Annotated in this window: 17 protein-coding genes; 8 read left to right on the forward strand and 9 right to left on the reverse strand. The window is 44.9% G+C overall.

Translation table 11 applies throughout. The annotated features are described in order from the left end of the window. Positions 1 to 95: 95 nt before the first annotated feature. Positions 96 to 1,448, reverse strand: a complete 1,353-nt coding sequence (urtA, locus tag GYK50_RS01115; RefSeq protein WP_071002821.1) for an urea ABC transporter substrate-binding protein — start codon at positions 1,446 to 1,448, stop codon at positions 96 to 98. Positions 1,449 to 1,836: 388 nt separating this feature from the next. Between urtA and GYK50_RS01120 the strand changes: the two genes are divergently transcribed. Further along, positions 1,837 to 3,492, forward strand: a complete 1,656-nt coding sequence (locus GYK50_RS01120) for a mucoidy inhibitor MuiA family protein (RefSeq protein ID WP_212564093.1) — start codon at positions 1,837 to 1,839, stop codon at positions 3,490 to 3,492. 90 nt (positions 3,493 to 3,582) lie between these two features. Beyond that, on the forward strand, positions 3,583 to 4,416 hold the full coding sequence (locus tag GYK50_RS01125; RefSeq protein WP_212564094.1) for an NRDE family protein: 834 nt from the start codon (positions 3,583 to 3,585) through the stop codon (positions 4,414 to 4,416). Positions 4,417 to 4,562: 146 nt separating this feature from the next. Here GYK50_RS01125 and GYK50_RS01130 read toward each other — a convergent pair whose 3' ends face one another. After that, positions 4,563 to 5,084, reverse strand: coding sequence for an RNA pyrophosphohydrolase (locus tag GYK50_RS01130; RefSeq protein WP_212564095.1), 522 nt, complete (start codon positions 5,082 to 5,084; stop codon positions 4,563 to 4,565). A 451-nt stretch (positions 5,085 to 5,535) separates the two neighbouring features. Between GYK50_RS01130 and GYK50_RS01135 the strand changes: the two genes are divergently transcribed. Both GYK50_RS01135 and GYK50_RS01140 read left to right on the forward strand, forming a co-directional pair. Next, positions 5,536 to 5,949: an OsmC family protein gene (locus GYK50_RS01135; protein WP_058023529.1), complete on the forward strand. Its 414-nt coding sequence runs from the start codon at positions 5,536 to 5,538 to the stop codon at positions 5,947 to 5,949. An 11-nt stretch (positions 5,950 to 5,960) separates the two neighbouring features. Next, positions 5,961 to 6,389 carry an MAPEG family protein gene (locus GYK50_RS01140; protein ID WP_379542902.1) on the forward strand — a complete coding sequence of 143 codons (429 nt, stop codon included), beginning with the start codon at positions 5,961 to 5,963 and terminating at the stop codon, positions 6,387 to 6,389. A 49-nt stretch (positions 6,390 to 6,438) separates the two neighbouring features. On the opposite strand, the gene GYK50_RS01145 is transcribed toward GYK50_RS01140, so the two are convergent. The 7 genes from GYK50_RS01145 to GYK50_RS01175 form a co-directional block, all read right to left on the reverse strand. Beyond that, a complete protein-coding gene (locus GYK50_RS01145) occupies positions 6,439 to 7,470 on the reverse strand; it encodes a tRNA dihydrouridine synthase (protein ID WP_212564096.1) in 1,032 nt (343 codons plus the stop codon). A 75-nt stretch (positions 7,471 to 7,545) separates the two neighbouring features. Further along, on the reverse strand, positions 7,546 to 9,045 hold the full coding sequence (locus GYK50_RS01150; RefSeq protein WP_212564097.1) for a UvrD-helicase domain-containing protein: 1,500 nt from the start codon (positions 9,043 to 9,045) through the stop codon (positions 7,546 to 7,548). A 162-nt stretch (positions 9,046 to 9,207) separates the two neighbouring features. Next, positions 9,208 to 10,095: a twin-arginine translocase subunit TatC gene (gene tatC / locus GYK50_RS01155; protein ID WP_093071236.1), complete on the reverse strand. Its 888-nt coding sequence runs from the start codon at positions 10,093 to 10,095 to the stop codon at positions 9,208 to 9,210. Continuing rightward, positions 10,095 to 10,754, reverse strand: coding sequence for a Sec-independent protein translocase protein TatB (gene tatB / locus GYK50_RS01160; RefSeq protein WP_093071235.1), 660 nt, complete (start codon positions 10,752 to 10,754; stop codon positions 10,095 to 10,097). Before tatB ends, tatC begins: the two co-directional genes overlap by 1 nt. A gap of 26 nt (positions 10,755 to 10,780) precedes the next feature. Next, positions 10,781 to 11,023, reverse strand: coding sequence for a Sec-independent protein translocase subunit TatA (gene tatA, locus GYK50_RS01165; protein WP_075106429.1), 243 nt, complete (start codon positions 11,021 to 11,023; stop codon positions 10,781 to 10,783). 224 nt (positions 11,024 to 11,247) lie between these two features. Continuing rightward, positions 11,248 to 12,084 (reverse strand): bifunctional phosphoribosyl-AMP cyclohydrolase/phosphoribosyl-ATP diphosphatase HisIE, encoded by an 837-nt coding sequence (gene hisIE, locus GYK50_RS01170; RefSeq protein WP_093071234.1) that lies wholly within the window; start codon positions 12,082 to 12,084, stop codon positions 11,248 to 11,250. A 159-nt stretch (positions 12,085 to 12,243) separates the two neighbouring features. Next, complete coding sequence (locus GYK50_RS01175) at positions 12,244 to 12,687, reverse strand: thioesterase family protein (RefSeq protein WP_093071233.1); 444 nt, start codon at positions 12,685 to 12,687, stop codon at positions 12,244 to 12,246. A 434-nt stretch (positions 12,688 to 13,121) separates the two neighbouring features. Between GYK50_RS01175 and rpmI the strand changes: the two genes are divergently transcribed. From rpmI to pheT, 4 genes are all read left to right on the forward strand, one after another. Continuing rightward, positions 13,122 to 13,319, forward strand: coding sequence for a 50S ribosomal protein L35 (rpmI, locus tag GYK50_RS01180; protein ID WP_058023536.1), 198 nt, complete (start codon positions 13,122 to 13,124; stop codon positions 13,317 to 13,319). Between the two features lie 135 nt (positions 13,320 to 13,454). Further along, the gene (gene rplT, locus GYK50_RS01185) at positions 13,455 to 13,811 is read left to right on the forward strand and encodes a 50S ribosomal protein L20 (RefSeq protein ID WP_071002829.1); all 357 of its coding nucleotides are present in this window, start codon (positions 13,455 to 13,457) and stop codon (positions 13,809 to 13,811) included. 307 nt (positions 13,812 to 14,118) lie between these two features. Beyond that, positions 14,119 to 15,174, forward strand: a complete 1,056-nt coding sequence (gene pheS / locus GYK50_RS01190) for a phenylalanine--tRNA ligase subunit alpha (protein ID WP_093071232.1) — start codon at positions 14,119 to 14,121, stop codon at positions 15,172 to 15,174. Between the two features lie 102 nt (positions 15,175 to 15,276). Next, positions 15,277 to 17,682 carry a phenylalanine--tRNA ligase subunit beta gene (pheT, locus tag GYK50_RS01195; protein ID WP_186474947.1) on the forward strand — a complete coding sequence of 802 codons (2,406 nt, stop codon included), beginning with the start codon at positions 15,277 to 15,279 and terminating at the stop codon, positions 17,680 to 17,682. Positions 17,683 to 17,879 lie beyond the last annotated feature (197 nt).

Genomic DNA, 17,879 nt, shown 5'->3' on the forward strand with positions numbered 1-17,879 from the left:
AGGCGGTGGCTCGTTCATTGATATAGTCTATTGGTCGACTATTCATACTTGCTACCACCATGCGCTTTTCAGCACCTATTTATTGAGAGAGCCATTTATTTCGGGATATACTCGCTCCATGGCTGCGCTCGGATGACCTCTGGCGTTTTAAAAATCGTATCAAACTGACCATCGGCGCGAATTTGACCAATCATGACAGGCTTCCATAAGTGATGGTTTTCTTCATCCATCTTGAGGGTGTAGCCAGAAGGCGCATCAAAGGTTTGTCCCGCCATACTAATACGGACTTTATCAACATCGGTGGTGCCAGCATCTTCCACTGCCTGTTTCCACATATTGATACCCACATAAGTGGCTTCCATAGGATCGTTGGTCACAACCTTGTCGGCATTCGGTAGGTTTTTGTCCAAGGCGTACTGCTTATAGCGTTTGGTAAAATCGTTATTGACGGGATTTTTGATCGACATAAAGTAATTCCATGCCGCCAAGTGTCCTTGTAGCAAGCTGGTATCGATACCGCGCAGCTCCTCTTCGCCAACTGAGAATGCCATGACGGGAATATCCGAGGCTTTGATGCCTTGGTTGGCAAGCTCACGATAGAATGGCACGTTTGAGTCGCCATTGATGGTAGAGATCACCGCCGTCTTTTTGCCCGTTGAGAATTTCTTAATATTCGAGACGATGGTTTGATAGTTGCTAAAACCAAATGGCGTGTACTCTTCCATGATGTCTTCATCAGCCACGCCTTTTGATTTCAAAAATGCCTTTAGAATCTGGTTGGTAGTTCGTGGATAGACGTAATCGGTACCCAATAATACAAAGCGCTCTGCACCGCCGCCTTCTTCACTCATCAAATACTCAACTGCTGGAATGGCCTGCTGGTTGGGCGCCGCGCCAGTATAAAAGATGTTTTCTGATTGCTCTTGTCCTTCATACTGCACGGGATAAAACATCAAGCCGTTCAGCTCTTCAACCACGGGCAAGACAGACTTGCGCGAGACCGAGGTCCAACCACCAAAAATCACATCGACTTTGTCTTGAGTAAGCAGCTGACGCGCTTTTTCGGCAAACAAGGGCCAGTCAGAGGCAGGGTCAACAACGACAGGCTCTAGCTGCTTACCGAGCACACCGCCATTGGCATTGATTTCGTCAATGGTCATCAGTGCGGTATCTTTTAGGGAAGTTTCAGAAATGGCCATGGTGCCAGATAGCGAGTGCAAGATGCCTACTTTGATCGTGTCGCCATCAGCGGCAGGAGTGGTTGTTGTTTCTGTCGTGGTTTCGGTTGTTGTCTCTGTCGATGTCGCAGTTTCGGCAGGCTTTTGACAGCCAGCTAGACTCAGGCTACCAACGACGGCAATCGCTAATAATGAAAAACGTGATTTGATTTTGCCATGTAGGTGAGCATTAACAAACTGAGGATTGGCTAAAGTGGGTAACGAAAACATGGACATCTCCTAAATAGACACAAAAGATAAAGTATGGCTCCTGAACAGTTATTAAGCGTTCAAGTTCCGTGCCAAGTCAAAAATGCCAATAATCGTATAATATTTGAGCAATAATTAAATATTTTCTATGATTTTCGTTAATTTAGTGCACGATTGTTAATAGAGCGCACCATAACGGGGAAGGAGATAAAAAATTGGTGCAATTGACAGACTGGTAGCAAAAAAAGAGCCGTTATTATCAAAATAGCACAACGAACAAAAGCATTTATTGCCAAAGACTGGCAAAACGGCTACGGTAATGCCTATAGAATAGACATTATTTCACATACGTATCTCATGAACAGATTACGCTGACGCCATGATTAATCACACCCCCAAGGAAAGATATATGAACGCATACCGAACACAGTGGTCTGGCCTAACGGCTCATGCTCGCACCTCATCACGGCGCTCGCAACGATCGCGCCTTATGGTTTTGCCACTTGTGCTTGGTGGCAGTACGGTATTAGGCTTACCCGTCGCCCAAGCGGCAACGAGTAGTATCGAGCAAGTGACTGTCTATCAAGGGCTGGCGAGTGTGACACGCTCATTGCCCATTACTGGTAGCGGTGAGCAAACCGTGGTATTTTCGTGCCTATCACCTTATATGGATAAAGACAGTCTCAGCGTGCAGGCAATAGGTGGTGTCAATATTGGTGAAATCAGCATTGAAGAGTTAACAGGAGAGCAAGCAATCCAGTGCCAATATCAAGGCGATGCCGAGGTACAAACACAGCAAAATACTTTAGCTAGTATTAATGCGGAATTAGAAGCGGCGCGCTTAGCAAAAGCCTATTTGCAAAATTTGACTAAGGCCACGCAAGTCAACACGGCGAGTACGATTGCTAGTAACGCACGCGATATAGAGGCGCAGGCGTCCCGTATTAACCAAAGTATTATTGAGATGGAGCGGCGACAAGCAAGCGCCCAAGATACACTGAATCAGATGATGGCAAGCAGTGTCACGTCAACGGCGAGTAATGTGACCCAAGTGAGTGTACGCACTGCCAGTCGCGCGCCAAGTAGCATTAAATTGCATTATCAAGTACAAGGCGCAGGCTGGGAGCCTACGTATCAGGCGCGTCTCAACACCAATAGCGAGCACCTAAATATCACCGCTTCTGCGATTATCGCCCAACAAACGGGCGAGAATTGGACCAACGTTCCTGTCACTCTCAGTACAGCCAACCCCAACCAGCGCGCGACAGGACGACTACCTCATGTGCCGCGCCTATCACTTTATGAAGAAAACCAAAATGTTGAGTATGCAATACCTATGTCGGATAACACGCCTGTCGTAGTATCTGCCAGAGAAGGTTATAGCGACGATTCTAGAGCACCAAATATGGCACCACTGCCGAACTTTACGGTCAGTAGCCAAAATAAAAACGGTATTATTGACTATCGCTTGCCGCAGCGAGTGAGTATACCCAGTGGTGGCAGGCGAGTACGTACTGTCATTGGCGAGCAGTCTGGCAGCAGTAAGCTGTGGGTTCGTAGTACCCCGAGCGTTGAGACGGCCGCCTATTGGTACGCATCAGCGCCGTTCCTGACGCCAGAGTGGGTAGATGGCTCACTACAGCTGTACCGTGATGACAACTATGTTGGACAATCGCGCTATAACTATCAAATGCTAAAAGAGCAGGGGATTGGTTTTGGTCGTGATCCTGGCATGATAGTCAAAGAACTGACCAATGAAGACAAGCAAGGGGAAAAAGGCGTGCTCAACCGCACCCAAACCTTAACAACCACCCAAGCCTATGAATTTACCAATCAGCATAACCGCCCTGTGCGCCTGCAAGTGTTGGGGAGCGAGCCTATCAGCCGTGATGACAGTCTCAAAGTCGCCGTCACCCACACGCCGCCTGTCACCGAGCGTAATTGGAATGACAATCAAGGCATGGTAGCGTGGGAGTTTAACGTGCCGAGTAAACAGTCACAAGTGATACGCTCAACCTCCCAAATCAGTTACCCTGCCAATAAGATATTGACTGGTGATCGATAAATGATACTTACTCAGCAAATCAGTTTTAAGCGATGATGTTTATTTTTACCAAAAATCTCGCGCCCCATAAACGTTTATCAAAGGAATACTATGTGTATTGTCGCCATTGCTTGGCAGTTGTTTGACGAGCTGCCATTAGTACTCTTGTCCAATCGCGATGAGTTTTTGCAGCGTCCGACGGAGCCTCTGCACCAATGGGCCGATCAGGATATCTATGCAGGGCGTGATAAGCAAAGTGGCGGTACGTGGTTGGGTATCCATCAGCAAGCGTTACAAACGCAAAGTTCGGAATATTATGAACAAAATGGACGCTGGGCCGCCGTATTGAACTTTCGTGATGGCGTGCAGGCAGGTATTAATGAGCGTTCTCGTGGTGAATTGGTCACGCGTTTTTTGACCGGTACGCTCAGTCCGATGGCGTTTGCACGGCAGATTGAATTACAAGCTTATGCGGGTTTCAATCTGATTATTGGTGACGCTAGGCAAGCAGTCATTGTTAATAATCGTGGTCATGCACCTACGCCACTGCATACAGGATTGCATGTGATTTCAAACGGTCAGCCAGAGGATAGCTGGTTTAAGACCGAGCGGTTGCGTGGACGTTTGCGCCAAGAAGTGCTACCGCTAATTGCCGAGGACAGCGCGGCTAGCTACTGGCAAGCAGCTGCATTCAATGTGTTGTCAGATAATACCAAGGCACCGGATGATCAGTTGCCAGATACCGGGATGAGCACTGAGCTTGAGCAGACCCTATCCTCTGTTTATATTGAGCCTGTGAGCTTTGGCAATACTGACACCAGCAAGCCTACTTATGGAACACGGACACAAAGCATTTTAACTTTGAGGCAAGAGAAGGGAAAAGGCTCAGAGATCACCGCTCACATTGTCAGTCGAGAGTATCCGCATTCAGTGGCTAGTGAGTAAAAACTTATTATTCAATGTCAGTGATAACTTCTACTGATTTCACGAGAACCTATACATCATTATTAAAAACATTCACACAAAAAAGCCTGCATCACTGGATACAGGCTTTTTGTAATATGACAAACAATAAAAGTACGTTTTACTGATTAAGACTGGATCAAATGATTGCTTTGCTCAGGCAAGATCAGCTCTTGCTTTAAGGGTAGCTCACGTACCAGCTCTTGTAGGGCGCGACGATACACGCCTCGTTTGAAGTGAATCACTTGTCCGAGTGGATACCAGTAGCTGACCCATTGCCAATGGTCAAATTCAGGTTTCCCTTCATCAAAGCGGATATGTTGGGTATTTGGCTCATCTAAGCGTAGCAAAAACCATTTTTGTTTTTGCCCAATACATAAGGGGTGCTGGCCATGGCGTACGTAACGTTTTGGCAGACGATAGCGCAGCCAGTCTTGAGTGACTGCCAGTAGCTCCACATGACGCGGGTGTAAACCGACCTCTTCCCAGAGCTCGCGATACATTGCATCCATCGGCGTCTCCCCGCGGTCGATACCACCCTGCGGAAATTGCCAAGCGTTGTGACCAATACGTTTTGCCCACAGAACCTGCCCTTGTGTATTTGCCAAGATGATGCCGACATTGGCGCGAAAGCCGTCTGCATCTATCATGACTAAACCTTTTTAATTTGTTTAAAAATAGCCTGTTTTCATCTGATACTGCGATAGCAATCATAATTATTATAAGGTGATGGTTATCAATATCAGCTAAAAACAAGATTCATTACCGTTATTAAACCAAGAAACAAGCAGAATGTGTAACAGTATTTTGCTATAAAATGTTTCACGAGTTTTACCTTTTAAAATCAATTATTTATAAACAGACTTTTGTAGGTTTTTCAAATAAAAATTTGATAAATATCGATGCGAGTAACGATAGCTTCATAGTGCTCAAATCATTTATTGAAGAAGAGAGTAAAACCAAGAAATTGTTTTCTCACGACACCATAGCCAAACAATGGCTTTATAAAATCTTGCTTTGGCTTATGCTACACTAGCCAAGCTGCATATATTTCAAACAATAAAAATAGGCTTATGCCAATTACAGTAAGGAACATTTACAATGTCAGAATCAAAAGCAAGCGTCACATGGCAAGAGAACAAAGCGTTCATGGGCGTGTCACCGTCAGGGCACAATGTACAAATCGATGCGGACAAAGAAAAAGGCTCAAGCCCAATGGAGCTAGTCTTACTAGGGCTGGGTGGTTGTGCCAGCTACGATGTGGTGTCAATCCTCCAAAAGTCGCGTCAAGATGTCACGGATGTACGCTGTGAGCTGACCGCCAAGCGCGCCGAAACTGTACCAGCTGTTTATACCGATATTCATCTGCATTTTGTGGTCACTGGTCAAGACATTAAAGACAAACAGGTCGAAAAGGCCATTCATTTATCCGCAGAAAAATACTGCTCAGCCAGTCGCATGCTGGTCGCAGGTGGGGTCAATATTACCCATGATTTCGAAGTGATTGCAGGCTAAGGACTTATATAATGATCAGTGCATTTTTTGACTTGGTTTCTGATAAAGTTGCGTCTGCCATTTTGGCGATGGTGGTAGCGAGCTTATTGCCTTGGGCTGTATCAATAATTGCAAAAGTATCTGGCGGCTTTAGGGTCATAAATAATGCACATCCTCGCGATTTTTTTCAGCACACAACTGGAATGGCGGCACGTGCCAATGCTGCGCAGCAAAATAGCTATGAAACTCTGCCAGTGTTTTTGGCGGCAGTGCTGGTGGCTATGCTGTTCTTTGTGCCACAATCGATTATCAACGTATTGGCTTGGCTATATGTGATCATTCGGATTGGTTATTGCACCGCTTATATCACCAACTTATCGACGTTTCGCTCTATTCTCTGGGTGCTATCCATGGCATGTTGTCTGATGCTGTTTTATCTGGCAATACGAGTGAGTGTATAGCGTTACCCGTCTATATTTACTAAGTAGACCACATATGATCAGGTGATTATTATTGTACGCTTGCTTGTAGTGCATTGATAATCACCGCTTTGTTTTTCTCTCGCTTGATACTTTCCCACACTGTTTGTGCCTCAGCATAGCCTTTGGTGAGCATACCCAGCCACTGTTTATAACGCCCAACCAATACCACATCGTTCTTTGCTGCGCCTTCCAAAAACTTAACTTGATGGGCGATCAAATCTTGCCATAGCAAGGTTGCCGTGTTTTTTCCGCTGTCATCATGATTTTCAGTATGGTTATCGACTTGCGCAACCAAATCAGGTCGTGTGACTGCGCCGCGACCTAACATGAGATGTGACGTGCCTGCCTGAGTCATACAGTCATTTGCTTGCGCTGCGCTCCATATCTCGCCATTGGCAATCACAGGAATATCAAGTGCATTAAAACTTTGGATTTTGTCCCAATAAGCAGGCGGCTTATAACCTTGGGTTTTGGTGCGTGCATGGATGGTCAACCAATCCGCGCCACTTGCAGCAATTGCGCCGCGAATGTCATCCATCCGTGAGGTGTCGGTATAGCCCAAGCGAATCTTGGCAGACACAGGAATATGCGCGGGTACCGCTTTACGTACCGCGCTGATAATCTGATACATGGTTTCGGGTTCATCAAGTAGCACCGAGCCGCCGCGATGGCTATTAACTGTCTTGGCAGGACAGCCAAAGTTGATATCAATCGCAGGCGCGCCAAGCTCGCAAGCATAAGCAGCGTTTTCTGCCATCAGCTGCGCGTCGCTACCCAAAAGCTGCACATGAATGGGCGTGCCAGAAGCCGTTTTGGCATTGTGATGTAACTCTGGTGCGTATTTATAAAACACATGGGCTGGCAAGACATGCTGGGTGATACGAATAAATTCACTGACTGACCAATCATAGGGACGACCTAAGTCTGCTGCAATTTGCGTTAAAATTTGGCGCATTAAAGGATCGGTCAAACCTTCCATGGGGGCGAGAAGGCGGACGGGATTGGCAAATAACTGATGCATGGTATTTTGATGTGCTTGGTGTTGCTGAATATTATTCATACTTGTGATGCACTGTTAAAAGGTCGTTATAATGTGAAGTGGATTGAGGCGTTAGGTTGGCAACCAAAAAAGTGGTTAAGTATTGCCAAAAATCACTTTTTTCCCTGTCTGCAATCCTGATATCAAGTCTTTAATATTATGAATATCTAGATTACTCTGCGCCCGCGTACAAGCGACATAAAGCAAGCGCAGCTCTTCTGGACTTATCTTGACCGCATTGGTCGTCACATCGTAGTAAAAATCATCATCTAGTTGTACTTTGCCCCACTCAAGCCCTTTGGCCTTATGCGCGGTAGAGATGACATAATCCGCATTTTCGATACTGGTGAGACTATTGACCGCTTGGCTTAGTACATTAGTGCCGTGATCATCGACCAGTTTGACCAGTGTTTTAAGATCACTGCCTTCATTGGTTTCAGCGTACTCTTGTACATCGCCCCAATTATAAAAATAAGCGAGCTCGGGTACACCATAAGCCGATTTACCATTTTTTAAGTTTTCAGCTGCCTGGCAGAATTTGAGCATGCGATCAGTATCTGCTTGTAGCGCTACACGGTGCCCGTGCTTTAACCCTGTGAGTAATTGCGACATCGCCGCAGCATTGGTACGGCATAAAATGGCGTCTTTTTTACTGTGTACCATACCTTTATCAGTAGAAGACTGTTTGTTTGGATTGCCTTTTAGCGGCACGTCTTCTTGTAGTGCTTTTAATAGAGTATTTGCCACTTCTGCAATCGGCTCACCAAAGCGAAAAGACTGTGTCAATAATGTCTGCGGTAGCGGCAGCTTTTTCATTGCATTCACAGCGCCGCGCCATTCATAAATCTGCTGGTGCGCGTCGCCCACATAGATAACTTGTCTCGACTGCTGGGTCAAGATACCCATCATCAATGGATCAGCATCTTGCGCCTCATCAAATAAAATAAAGTCCGCAGGGATGCTCGGCTTGGACAATGCCCACAGCTTGAGATAAATATCATGCCCGATGCCCGCAGGATGACGCGCATCGATCGACTGTAGCCAGCGCTGTTCAACGGCAGGGTAGAGCATCTCGCGTAATTGCTCGGCGTCTGAATCATCGAGCCAGCTTGGAAACAGTATGTGCCTTGGCGCAGGGTAGCTGGCATGTGTACTACAAAAATTACTTACTGCGTCACTGACGAATCGAGACAACCGTGCTGGTGTCAGCGTAATGTATTTATTAACCCCATCCATTTGCCGACGCACTTGCACAGGTTGCAAGCCCAAATCATCACCGAGGCGCTTAGGTGAAAAGCGCGGCAAAGACAGCTTGGCGGTAATATCACGAGCAACATGACGATAAGCTAATGAGTGAAAAGTACGGCACTCGACATGTGGTGGAAACTTTGAACGAGCATCATTGGCAATCGCTTTGTTAAAGGCCAGATACAGTCCGCGACCTCGCAAACGCTCACCGATTAGCTTGAGCGTTGTGGTCTTACCAGCGCCTGCGTACGCCACCACTTTAAATGATTTTTGGTCCATCGCCATATTCAGCGCGGCGAGCTGCTCATCAGTGGGATCGCTCATATAAGCTGGCATCGATGCGGACATAATAAAGCTACCTAAATACAAGAAGTGATTAAAAACACAAGGGGCAAAAAAAGCCACTGGATAAACAATGGCTCATAGATGGTGGTACTCAATCGTGACAATAAGCACTAAGCTTACGCGTGGGGCAAGAAGAAAACAAGATAAGTCAGACGGGTAAATGCTTTATTCTTTGATTGTTGATATCAGGTCAGTACTAGGTTCTTCTTTGATCAAGATTTTTGCCAAAAATAACCCAAGCTCAAACAGTAACCACATCGGGATTGCTAGCATCAGCATGGATACCCCGTCAGGTGGCGTGACCACGGCAGCCACAGCAAAACAGCCCACAATGATATAACGACGCTTTTCCTCTAGACTCTGAATGGAGACAATCCCTGCCAATATCAATAGCAAGGTCACAACTGGAATCTCAAAGGTCAAGCCAAACACCATAAATAGCTTTAAAGCAAAACTCAGATAACTGTCGATATCGGTCATCGGTAGTACGTTTTGCGGGGCAAATAGAATAAAAAACTTTAAGACCCCTTTGAGCACAATAAAATAAGAAAACGCCACACCTGCATAAAACAAAAATATAGAAGACAGCAGCACTGGGATAGCGATTCTCTTTTCTTTTTTATATAAACCTGGCGCAACAAATGACCATATCTGATAAAGAATATAAGGCATCGCCAAAAAGGCAGCAACGAAGACCGTCAAACGTATCGGTGCCATAAAGTTCGAGGTGATATCTGTGGCAATCATAGTCGAATTGGCAGGCAACTGTGCCACCAATGGATCCGATAAAAAGTTATACAGCTCACGTGAGTAACCGACCAACCCCAAAAATATGATCAAAACAGCCACGCACATTTTGATTAGATGGCGGCGTAGTTCAATCAAATGCTCAGTGATAGGCATATCGCCCAATGCGCTTAAAACATCCTCTGATGATTCATTTTGAGTGCTATCAGTTGTTGCTTTACCGTCTTGATTAATGCCATTTAAAGCAGGAATATCTGAATCAGTGAGTTTTTCTTGGCGGCTTTTTTTGCGTTTGAGTAGTTGCATCAGTCAGTCCCCTGCTTATTATCAGAAGTCTGCGTACTTACCGAGCTATTTAGTAAGGTATCGGCTTTATAGTTCGGTAGATAAGGTGGCATTGGGAGGCGACGAGCTTTATCGTAAGCACCCAAACGGAACCACATATTTTCCCACGGTCGGGTATTAAGGATTTGAGTAACGGGCGCGGCCATATCACTATCATCGTTGCTGTTACCGTGCTTTGATAACTGACCTTTCTCTAAAGTATCTTGTGGCTCGTCAGTTGCATAAGAGTAGTCGAATGCTTTTGGTATGGCTGATTGCTGATGATTTTTTGTGTCGTCAGCTTTGTTATTTCTATCACTCGCTACCGCTTCATTTGATGCTTTTAGAGAATGGTTTTGTGAGCTTTCAAAAGCCTTCATATTGCCGCGCATCTCCGCCATCTCACGCCTCATATCGGCTTCGGTTTGACGAATTTTGGCCAGCTCTTTTTGCATTTGTTGGCGTGTCTCAGCCAAGTCTAGCTCGGCCTCTATTTCAGACTGTAATGTGGAGACGGTGCGGCGAATTTTGGCATACCATTGCCCAGCCGTACGCGCTGCCTGTGGCAGTTTTTCTGGGCCCAAGACGATTAGGGCGATTACGCCAAAGAGAAGTAGTTCAGAAAACCCGATATCAAACATAATGGTCCGCTATCACTGTCTAGATGCTATACATTATGCTTGTCATCAACCTTAGTGGTTGCTGGGCGCTCGTCGGTATGGGCCGTGCCATCATGGTCAAGCACCACGCGTTTTTTGGCATGCTCTGTATTTTCATCTTTGACCGCTTCTTTAAAGCCTTTAACCGCACCGCCCAAATCTTTGCCCGCGTTTTTTAGTTTTGCAGTGCCAAATACGACAACGACGACGACCAATAGTATCAGCCAATGCGTAATAGAAAAACTACCCATAATGGTATCCTTGTGACCTGGTTTTGTGACTTAGTTTTCAGTCTTCATATGTCTGCTTTGTGTTGATAAAGCCTGCTTTGAATTGATAAAAAAGTTATGTATCAAAAAAAGCATCACATATAATTCGAGATAAAACAGAGCTATATTATAACCTGCAGTTATTACAAATAGGTGAAATCAACAATAATCAAACAGGGTCGATGCTTTTTTTTGTATCTTAATAACTATCTAGCCGCTTTTTCGTCGATACCTGATAAGCCAAACCGTCTACCTAGCTCATTTAGTACAGCGTCTGACTCTATGTCAAACCATGCCAGTCCGACTAAAGTATGGAACCAGACATCTGCCACTTCATAGATCAGCTCGTGGCGCGCCGCCTCAAAAGCAGCTTTGTCTTTATTTTCATCACAGTGAGCAAAATCTTTGGCAGCAATGATGCTCTCTGTACTCTCTTCACCGACTTTTTCTAATATTTTATTCAAGCCTTTGGCGTATAGGCTGGCGACATAAGAGCTGTCGGCATCGGCTTGTTTGCGCTCTGCCAATACCTGATCGAGCTGTTGTAGCACAGAGCCTTTATCGACTTGCGCTTGAGTGTTATTAGAGTCGATGGTCGCGCTAGCATTTTCGTTTTCAGCATTGGTGCTAGCAGATTTATCAGAATGATAAATATCCGCAGGGTCTTTCAATACTTTATCGACTGTCTGCCATTCAGGTGTTTGGCCTGATAGATCTAAACGCTGATAAAAACAAGACTCACGGCCTGTATGACAAGCAATACCGCCCGCTTGAGTCACGCTTAGCACAATCACGTCTGCGTCACAGTCTAGACGAATATCGTGGACGGTTTGCGTATGACCTGATGATTCGCCTTTGTGCCACAATTTGCCACGCGAACGCGAAAAATAAACCGCGGTCTGCGTTTGTACGGTGAGCTGTAATGCGTCTGCATTCATCCAAGCCATCATCAAAATACGGCCTGACTTGTGATCTTGAGCAATTGCAGGAATCAAACCATCAGCATTAAAAGTTACGGCAGTCAGCCAAGCAGGTAGAGTCATAATGTATGTGTCGTCTTATAGTTAGAGAGTAAAAATATCAATAAGTAATTATACTACTTATGATTGGAGCGAGGAGATTGTCTAAAATGCTCTGAAATATGATGTCATATGAAAGCTGCGCGAGCATTAAAATGAGAAAGGTGATATTGACTCGCTATTTTACAGCCTAAATAAATGAGGATATAGAGCCTCTTTGGTCGTGTTATCGAGCTTAATCACTTTATTGAGATTAAAATCATAATTCCTAAAATGTTGTCTTGCTTTGGCGACCACTTCACCTGTGTGCATACGTGTGATCTTTATCACGATGCTACCGCCATTATCATATATTGGCTCAACACCGACTTCAAACAAAAGCTCTTCGCATACTCGTATACGACTCAAAATAACCAACTGCAATGTATCAATAATTAAGCCCTGGTTATCTGAATTGATTTCTTTAATACCTTTAGCGTGTAGAAACCTTAGTCGCGCTTCGGACAGAAGGGCAGTCAGAGATTCGATGGTCACATGCTGTCCCAAGTCGATTTCGGTATGACGCACGCGCATCACTGTCTCAAAAACAAATAAATAATCCTCAAATACCAACTCTTGCTTTGACACACTATCTCCTAAAGTGGTGGCAAACAATTATGCTACTTATCATGCGATAGGTTGGCAGAATCATAATAATGATGAACAAATAAAAGGCTGTATACACTTAATAAATGAGTGTGCTTTCATGACACTCATATTATGATGTAACTTAAGTATCTACTTAAGCACAGCTTCAGCTGACATTCAATCTATTTGGATGAAAATTGACCATTTTTATGAGGTTTTTAAGAGCTGCGCTGTAGCGCTACTCATGCTGGCTAACGGTCTTTATTGCCAAGTAAAGGTTAGCCAAAACTTTACTTGGCAAAACAAGGCACTATCTGCTAAAATACCGCCTCCCACCTCGAGGCAAATAGAGGTTTAGTGGTTATTTATATAGCGATTATTCGGTATGACTATTTGACGACCAGGTTCTAAAACAGAAAAAGAGGCAAATCATCATGAAAGTTAAGATGAAAACCAGAAGCGGTGCCGCTAAACGCTTCAAAAAAACAGCAAACGGCTTTAAACGTAAACAAGCATTCAAAAGCCATATTTTGACCAAGAAATCACCTAAGCGTATTCGCCAGTTGCGTGGTCTTAAGTTGGTACATAAATCTGACGAAGCAGCCATTCGTCGTATGTGCCCATACATCTAATAGCCTACTGTCATCTATCTTTGATTGAAAACTATCTGATGAAATGATAGTTGACTTTGCAATCTGACAATGATGTTTGTTATTTGACAGCATCATCACTCGCTTAACAGTGATTACAAAATCTTGGAGTAAATTATGGCCCGTGTAAAACGTGGTGTACAGGCAAATCGCCGTCACAAAAAAATCTTAAAACGCGCAAAAGGCTACTACGGTGCCCGTTCACGTGTTTACCGCGTAGCGGTACAGGCAGTGACCAAAGCTGGTCAATATGCTTATCGTGACCGTCGCAACAAAAAACGTACTTTCCGTCGTCTTTGGATTGCACGTATCAATGCTGGTGCACGCTTAAACGGCTTAAGCTATAGCCGCTTTATCAATGGCTTGAAAAAAGCAAACATCGCAATCGATCGTCGCGTTCTAGCAGACATCGCTATGCATGATGCAGCGACTTTCACAGCATTGGTCGAAAAAGCAAAAGCGGAACTAGCATAAATATTAACTACTCTTTAGAGATTAAGTAGATATAAAATTTATCTAAGTAAGCGTCTAAACGAATAGAACTAATATTGATTAATAGTACGATATTAATAAAAGCTACCGCTGGTCGGTGGCTTTTTTTATTTTAAATTATGGTGTATTTACTTAGTCTGAGTGGATACCAGCACCTGCTCTTTATCTGTCTAAATATTCAAGCCTTTTAGACCACTTATCTTTATGAAGATAACGGGATAAATGGTTTGCAATATTTGGTCAAACCCCTACAATTAATAGTCCGTTCAAATCAGGAATAATGCGTCTTATGACTAACCCTGCTGCTACCAACGACTTGTCGGCGCTACCGACCTTGTCTTCAGAGCTAAACGAGCTCAATGAAGCTCAGCTTACCGACTTTGCGAGTGCTGCTGAAGCTTTGATTCTACAAGTAACTGATGCGCGTACCTTGCAAGACTTGCGTGTGCAATTGACTGGCAAAAAAAGCCCATTGACGGGCTGGTCAAAGCAGATGGGCAAACTCGATGCTGATGATAAAAAAACCTACGGTGGCTGGTTGCACGAGGTGCGTAGCCGCATTCAGCAAGCGCTGAGCGATCAACAGCAGCAGTTAGAAGTCGCCGCGCTCAACGCCAAGCTAGAAGCAGAGAGCATTGATATTACTCTTCCTGCTCGCGGTGGTCAAAAAGGTCATCTGCATCCAGTAACGATGATTACTCAGCGTATGCAGCAGTACTTTATTCAAGCGGGCTTCAATGTTGCCACCGGCCCTGAAGTTGAGAGCGATTACTATAACTTTGAAGCGTTGAATATCCCGTCGCACCATCCTGCACGCGCGATGCATGATACATTCTATTTCGATGCGCATTATCTACTGCGTACGCATACCAGCCCAGTGCAGATTCGTACCATGGAAAAGAACGATCCGCCGATTCGTATTATCTGCCCAGGCCGTGTTTATCGTAACGACTCAGACCAAACCCATTCACCGATGTTCCATCAGTTAGAAGGCCTTATGGTCACAGAGTCGAGCACTTTTGCTGAGCTAAAAGGTCTGATTAGTGAGTTTCTAGAAGCATTTTTTGCCAAAGAGCTGACCGTACGTTTCCGTCCTTCATTTTTCCCATTCACTGAGCCGTCTGCAGAAGTAGATATCTTAGATGATAACGGCAAATGGCTTGAAGTGATGGGCTGCGGTATGGTACATCCACAAGTATTGACCAATTGCGGTATTGATAGCGACAAATACACAGGCTTTGCATTTGGGATGGGTATCGAGCGCTTTGCGATGTTGTATTACGGTATTGATGACTTACGTTTGTTTTTCCAAAATGACGTGCGCTTCTTAAAGCAATTTGGCTAACGTGCTTTTGTTGATATAAAAGTGCTCCTTGTTAATACAACAAGTTAATTTGCCAAGCTTTACTCCAACATCTTTATTATAAAATTCTGATCCGAGATATTTATGAAAATTAGCGAACAGTGGCTACGTCAATGGGTAAATCCCCAAAATACCAGCGAACAGTTGGCTGAACAGCTGACGATGGCAGGGCTTGAGATTGATGACCGTTACGCAGTTGCCCGTGCATTTAGCGGTGTGGTCATCGGTGAAGTTATCAGCGTTGAGCAGCATCCAGATGCAGACAAACTGCGTGTCACGCAGGTAAATATTGGCGACGCTGAGCCGCTGCAAATTGTCTGCGGCGCACCTAATGTGACCGTCGGTATGAAAGCACCGGTTGCTACCGTTGGTGCGATACTACCAAGCGATGACGCAAAAGGTTTTAAGATTAAGAAAAGCAAGCTACGCGGTGTTGCCTCAAACGGCATGCTATGCGGCGCCTCTGAAATTGACTTGGTAGATGATATAGATGGACTGCTTGAGTTGCCTGAAGATGCACCAGTTGGTACCGATATCCGTGAGTATTTAGGTCTAGATAATCAGATATTAGATATCTCTATCACCCCAAACCGTGGTGATTGCTTTAGCGTTCGCGGTATCGCTCGCGAGATTTCAGTCATCAATGACTTGCCTGTACAGTTGCCAGAGATTCCTGACTATGTAGTCGCTTCTGATAATGGTGCAACGCCCGCTGTAACTGTTGATGCGGTAGAGGCGTGCCCTCGCTATCTGTTGCAATCGATTAGCAATATTGATCGTAGCATCGATACTCCAAAATGGATGCAAGATGCATTGGTACAGTCAGGACTACGTTCACACAACTTCTTGGTCGATGTGACCAATTATGTGTTGATGGAATTGGGGCAACCGCTACACGCTTTTGATGCCGATACCATCGAAGGTGATATCGTTGTGCGTTTGGCACAGCCTGATGAAACCATTACTTTGCTCAACGAGCAAACGGTTACGCTAACCGGTGATGAGCTTGTGATTGCTGATGACAAAGGTGCCTTGGCACTGGCTGGCATTATGGGTGGTCAGCGTAGCAGTGTCACCGATAGTACGACCAATATCGTGGTAGAAAGCGCTTTCTTTAATCAACTGGCTATCGCTGCGCGCGCACGCCGTTTTGGATTGCATACCGATGCATCACAGCGTTTTGAGCGTGGGGTCGATTTTGAATTGCCGGAACTTGCCTTGGCACGAGCTTGTGACTTGATCACAAGCATCACGGGCGGCGAAGCAGGTCAAATAGTCACGGCCGAAAACCTTGAGCATCTGCCAGCACGCGAACCGATTACATTGCCAATCGCGAAAGTACGTGATGTTATTGGTATTGATATCGAGCCATCAGAGATGGTACGTATCTTAACTCAATTAGGTTTTGAGGTAGAGCAGCAAAACGACGCATTGATTTGTAAGCCGCCGTCTTACCGTTTTGATATGAGTATCAAGGAAGACCTCATCGAAGAAATTGCCCGTATCTATGGCTATGACAATATTCCAAGCGTATTGCCATATTTGCAAGTCAGCATGGATTATGACGATACTGCAGATTTGACTCATGGGATGAAGCTAGCACTGGTCGATAACGGTTATATGGAAGCCATCAGCTTTAGCTTTAGTGATGCAAAATTAGAAGCATTGCTTGATGATGAAGCGCTAGGAGAGGTGTTGGCACTGGCAAACCCTATCTCTAGTGATTTGGCGGTCATGCGTCGTACCTTGCTGTCAAGTTTACTGCCTTGCGTGCAATATAACTTGAATCGTCAGCAGCCACGCGTACGTTTCTTTGAGACGGGTCTTAGCTTTGTTGGACAAAGTATCAGTGATTTGGTGCAAACCCCAAGCATTGCATTGGTCGCAGTGGGTGATGTATGGAGTGAGCAGGCTTATCAAAACCGCGTCTTAGATTTTTATGATCTCAAACATGATATTGAACAGTTATTACCAGCGCAGATCGATAGCGCCCGTATTCGCTATGAGCGTAGTGCGCTGAGCTTCCTGCATCCAGGACAAAGCGCTGAGTTATATATCGATGATATCTATGTTGGTTGGTTGGGTCAGCTACATCCAAATACTGCTAAGCAGTTGGATCTGCCAACGACATGGGTTGCCCAATTGTCACTGGCACCGCTATTGACGATTGCTCGTGAGCAGCATTCGATTACGACGCCTAGCAAGTTCCCACAAGTGCGCCGTGATATTGCTATTTTAGTAGACAGTGATATCAGTTTGCAGACTTTAGAGTCAACGGTACGAGCTGCGGCAGGTGATTTGTTGACTGATCTGTGGCTATTTGATGTGTATCAAGGCGATAAAGTACCGACTGGTCAGCGCTCATTGGCGTTTGCACTTGTATGGCAAGATGCTACACAAACCCTATCAGATGAAGCTGTAAAAACTGCCACTGATAAGGTTGTACAGGCATTAACGGATCAACACGCAGTCCAGTTACGTGACAGCTAATATTTAGTCTTTAAAAGACCCAATGCCCTATAGCCTCTTCAGTTATGAGGCTATGGAGCATTGCTATTCGTAAAAACTATTATTTATAACCCTTTTACTTGTAAAACAAGTTAAGTCATTATTAATAAAGGATTTTAATGTATAGTTTATTAAAAACTACTCAAAAAACCTTTATAATAATTAGACTTAACCCTCAT

It is taken from the genome of Psychrobacter pacificensis (assembly GCF_018336615.1).
GTDB lineage: Bacteria > Pseudomonadota > Gammaproteobacteria > Pseudomonadales > Moraxellaceae > Psychrobacter > Psychrobacter pacificensis.

Excerpts from the sequence above, each read along its gene's own strand:
- urtA (WP_071002821.1), bottom strand. The coding sequence starts at position 1,448 with ATGTTTTCGTTACCCACTTTAGCCAATCCTCAGTTTGTTAATGCTCAC.
- GYK50_RS01120 (WP_212564093.1), top strand. The coding sequence starts at position 1,837 with ATGAACGCATACCGAACACAGTGGTCTGGCCTAACGGCTCATGCTCGC.
- GYK50_RS01125 (WP_212564094.1), top strand. The coding sequence starts at position 3,583 with ATGTGTATTGTCGCCATTGCTTGGCAGTTGTTTGACGAGCTGCCATTA.
- GYK50_RS01130 (WP_212564095.1), bottom strand. The coding sequence starts at position 5,084 with ATGATAGATGCAGACGGCTTTCGCGCCAATGTCGGCATCATCTTGGCA.
- GYK50_RS01135 (WP_058023529.1), top strand. The coding sequence starts at position 5,536 with ATGTCAGAATCAAAAGCAAGCGTCACATGGCAAGAGAACAAAGCGTTC.
- GYK50_RS01140 (WP_379542902.1), top strand. The coding sequence starts at position 5,961 with ATGATCAGTGCATTTTTTGACTTGGTTTCTGATAAAGTTGCGTCTGCC.
- GYK50_RS01145 (WP_212564096.1), bottom strand. The coding sequence starts at position 7,470 with ATGAATAATATTCAGCAACACCAAGCACATCAAAATACCATGCATCAG.
- GYK50_RS01150 (WP_212564097.1), bottom strand. The coding sequence starts at position 9,045 with ATGTCCGCATCGATGCCAGCTTATATGAGCGATCCCACTGATGAGCAG.
- tatC (WP_093071236.1), bottom strand. The coding sequence starts at position 10,095 with ATGCAACTACTCAAACGCAAAAAAAGCCGCCAAGAAAAACTCACTGAT.
- tatB (WP_093071235.1), bottom strand. The coding sequence starts at position 10,754 with ATGTTTGATATCGGGTTTTCTGAACTACTTCTCTTTGGCGTAATCGCC.
- tatA (WP_075106429.1), bottom strand. The coding sequence starts at position 11,023 with ATGGGTAGTTTTTCTATTACGCATTGGCTGATACTATTGGTCGTCGTC.
- hisIE (WP_093071234.1), bottom strand. The coding sequence starts at position 12,084 with ATGACTCTACCTGCTTGGCTGACTGCCGTAACTTTTAATGCTGATGGT.
- rpmI (WP_058023536.1), top strand. The coding sequence starts at position 13,122 with ATGAAAGTTAAGATGAAAACCAGAAGCGGTGCCGCTAAACGCTTCAAA.
- rplT (WP_071002829.1), top strand. The coding sequence starts at position 13,455 with ATGGCCCGTGTAAAACGTGGTGTACAGGCAAATCGCCGTCACAAAAAA.
- pheS (WP_093071232.1), top strand. The coding sequence starts at position 14,119 with ATGACTAACCCTGCTGCTACCAACGACTTGTCGGCGCTACCGACCTTG.
- pheT (WP_186474947.1), top strand. The coding sequence starts at position 15,277 with ATGAAAATTAGCGAACAGTGGCTACGTCAATGGGTAAATCCCCAAAAT.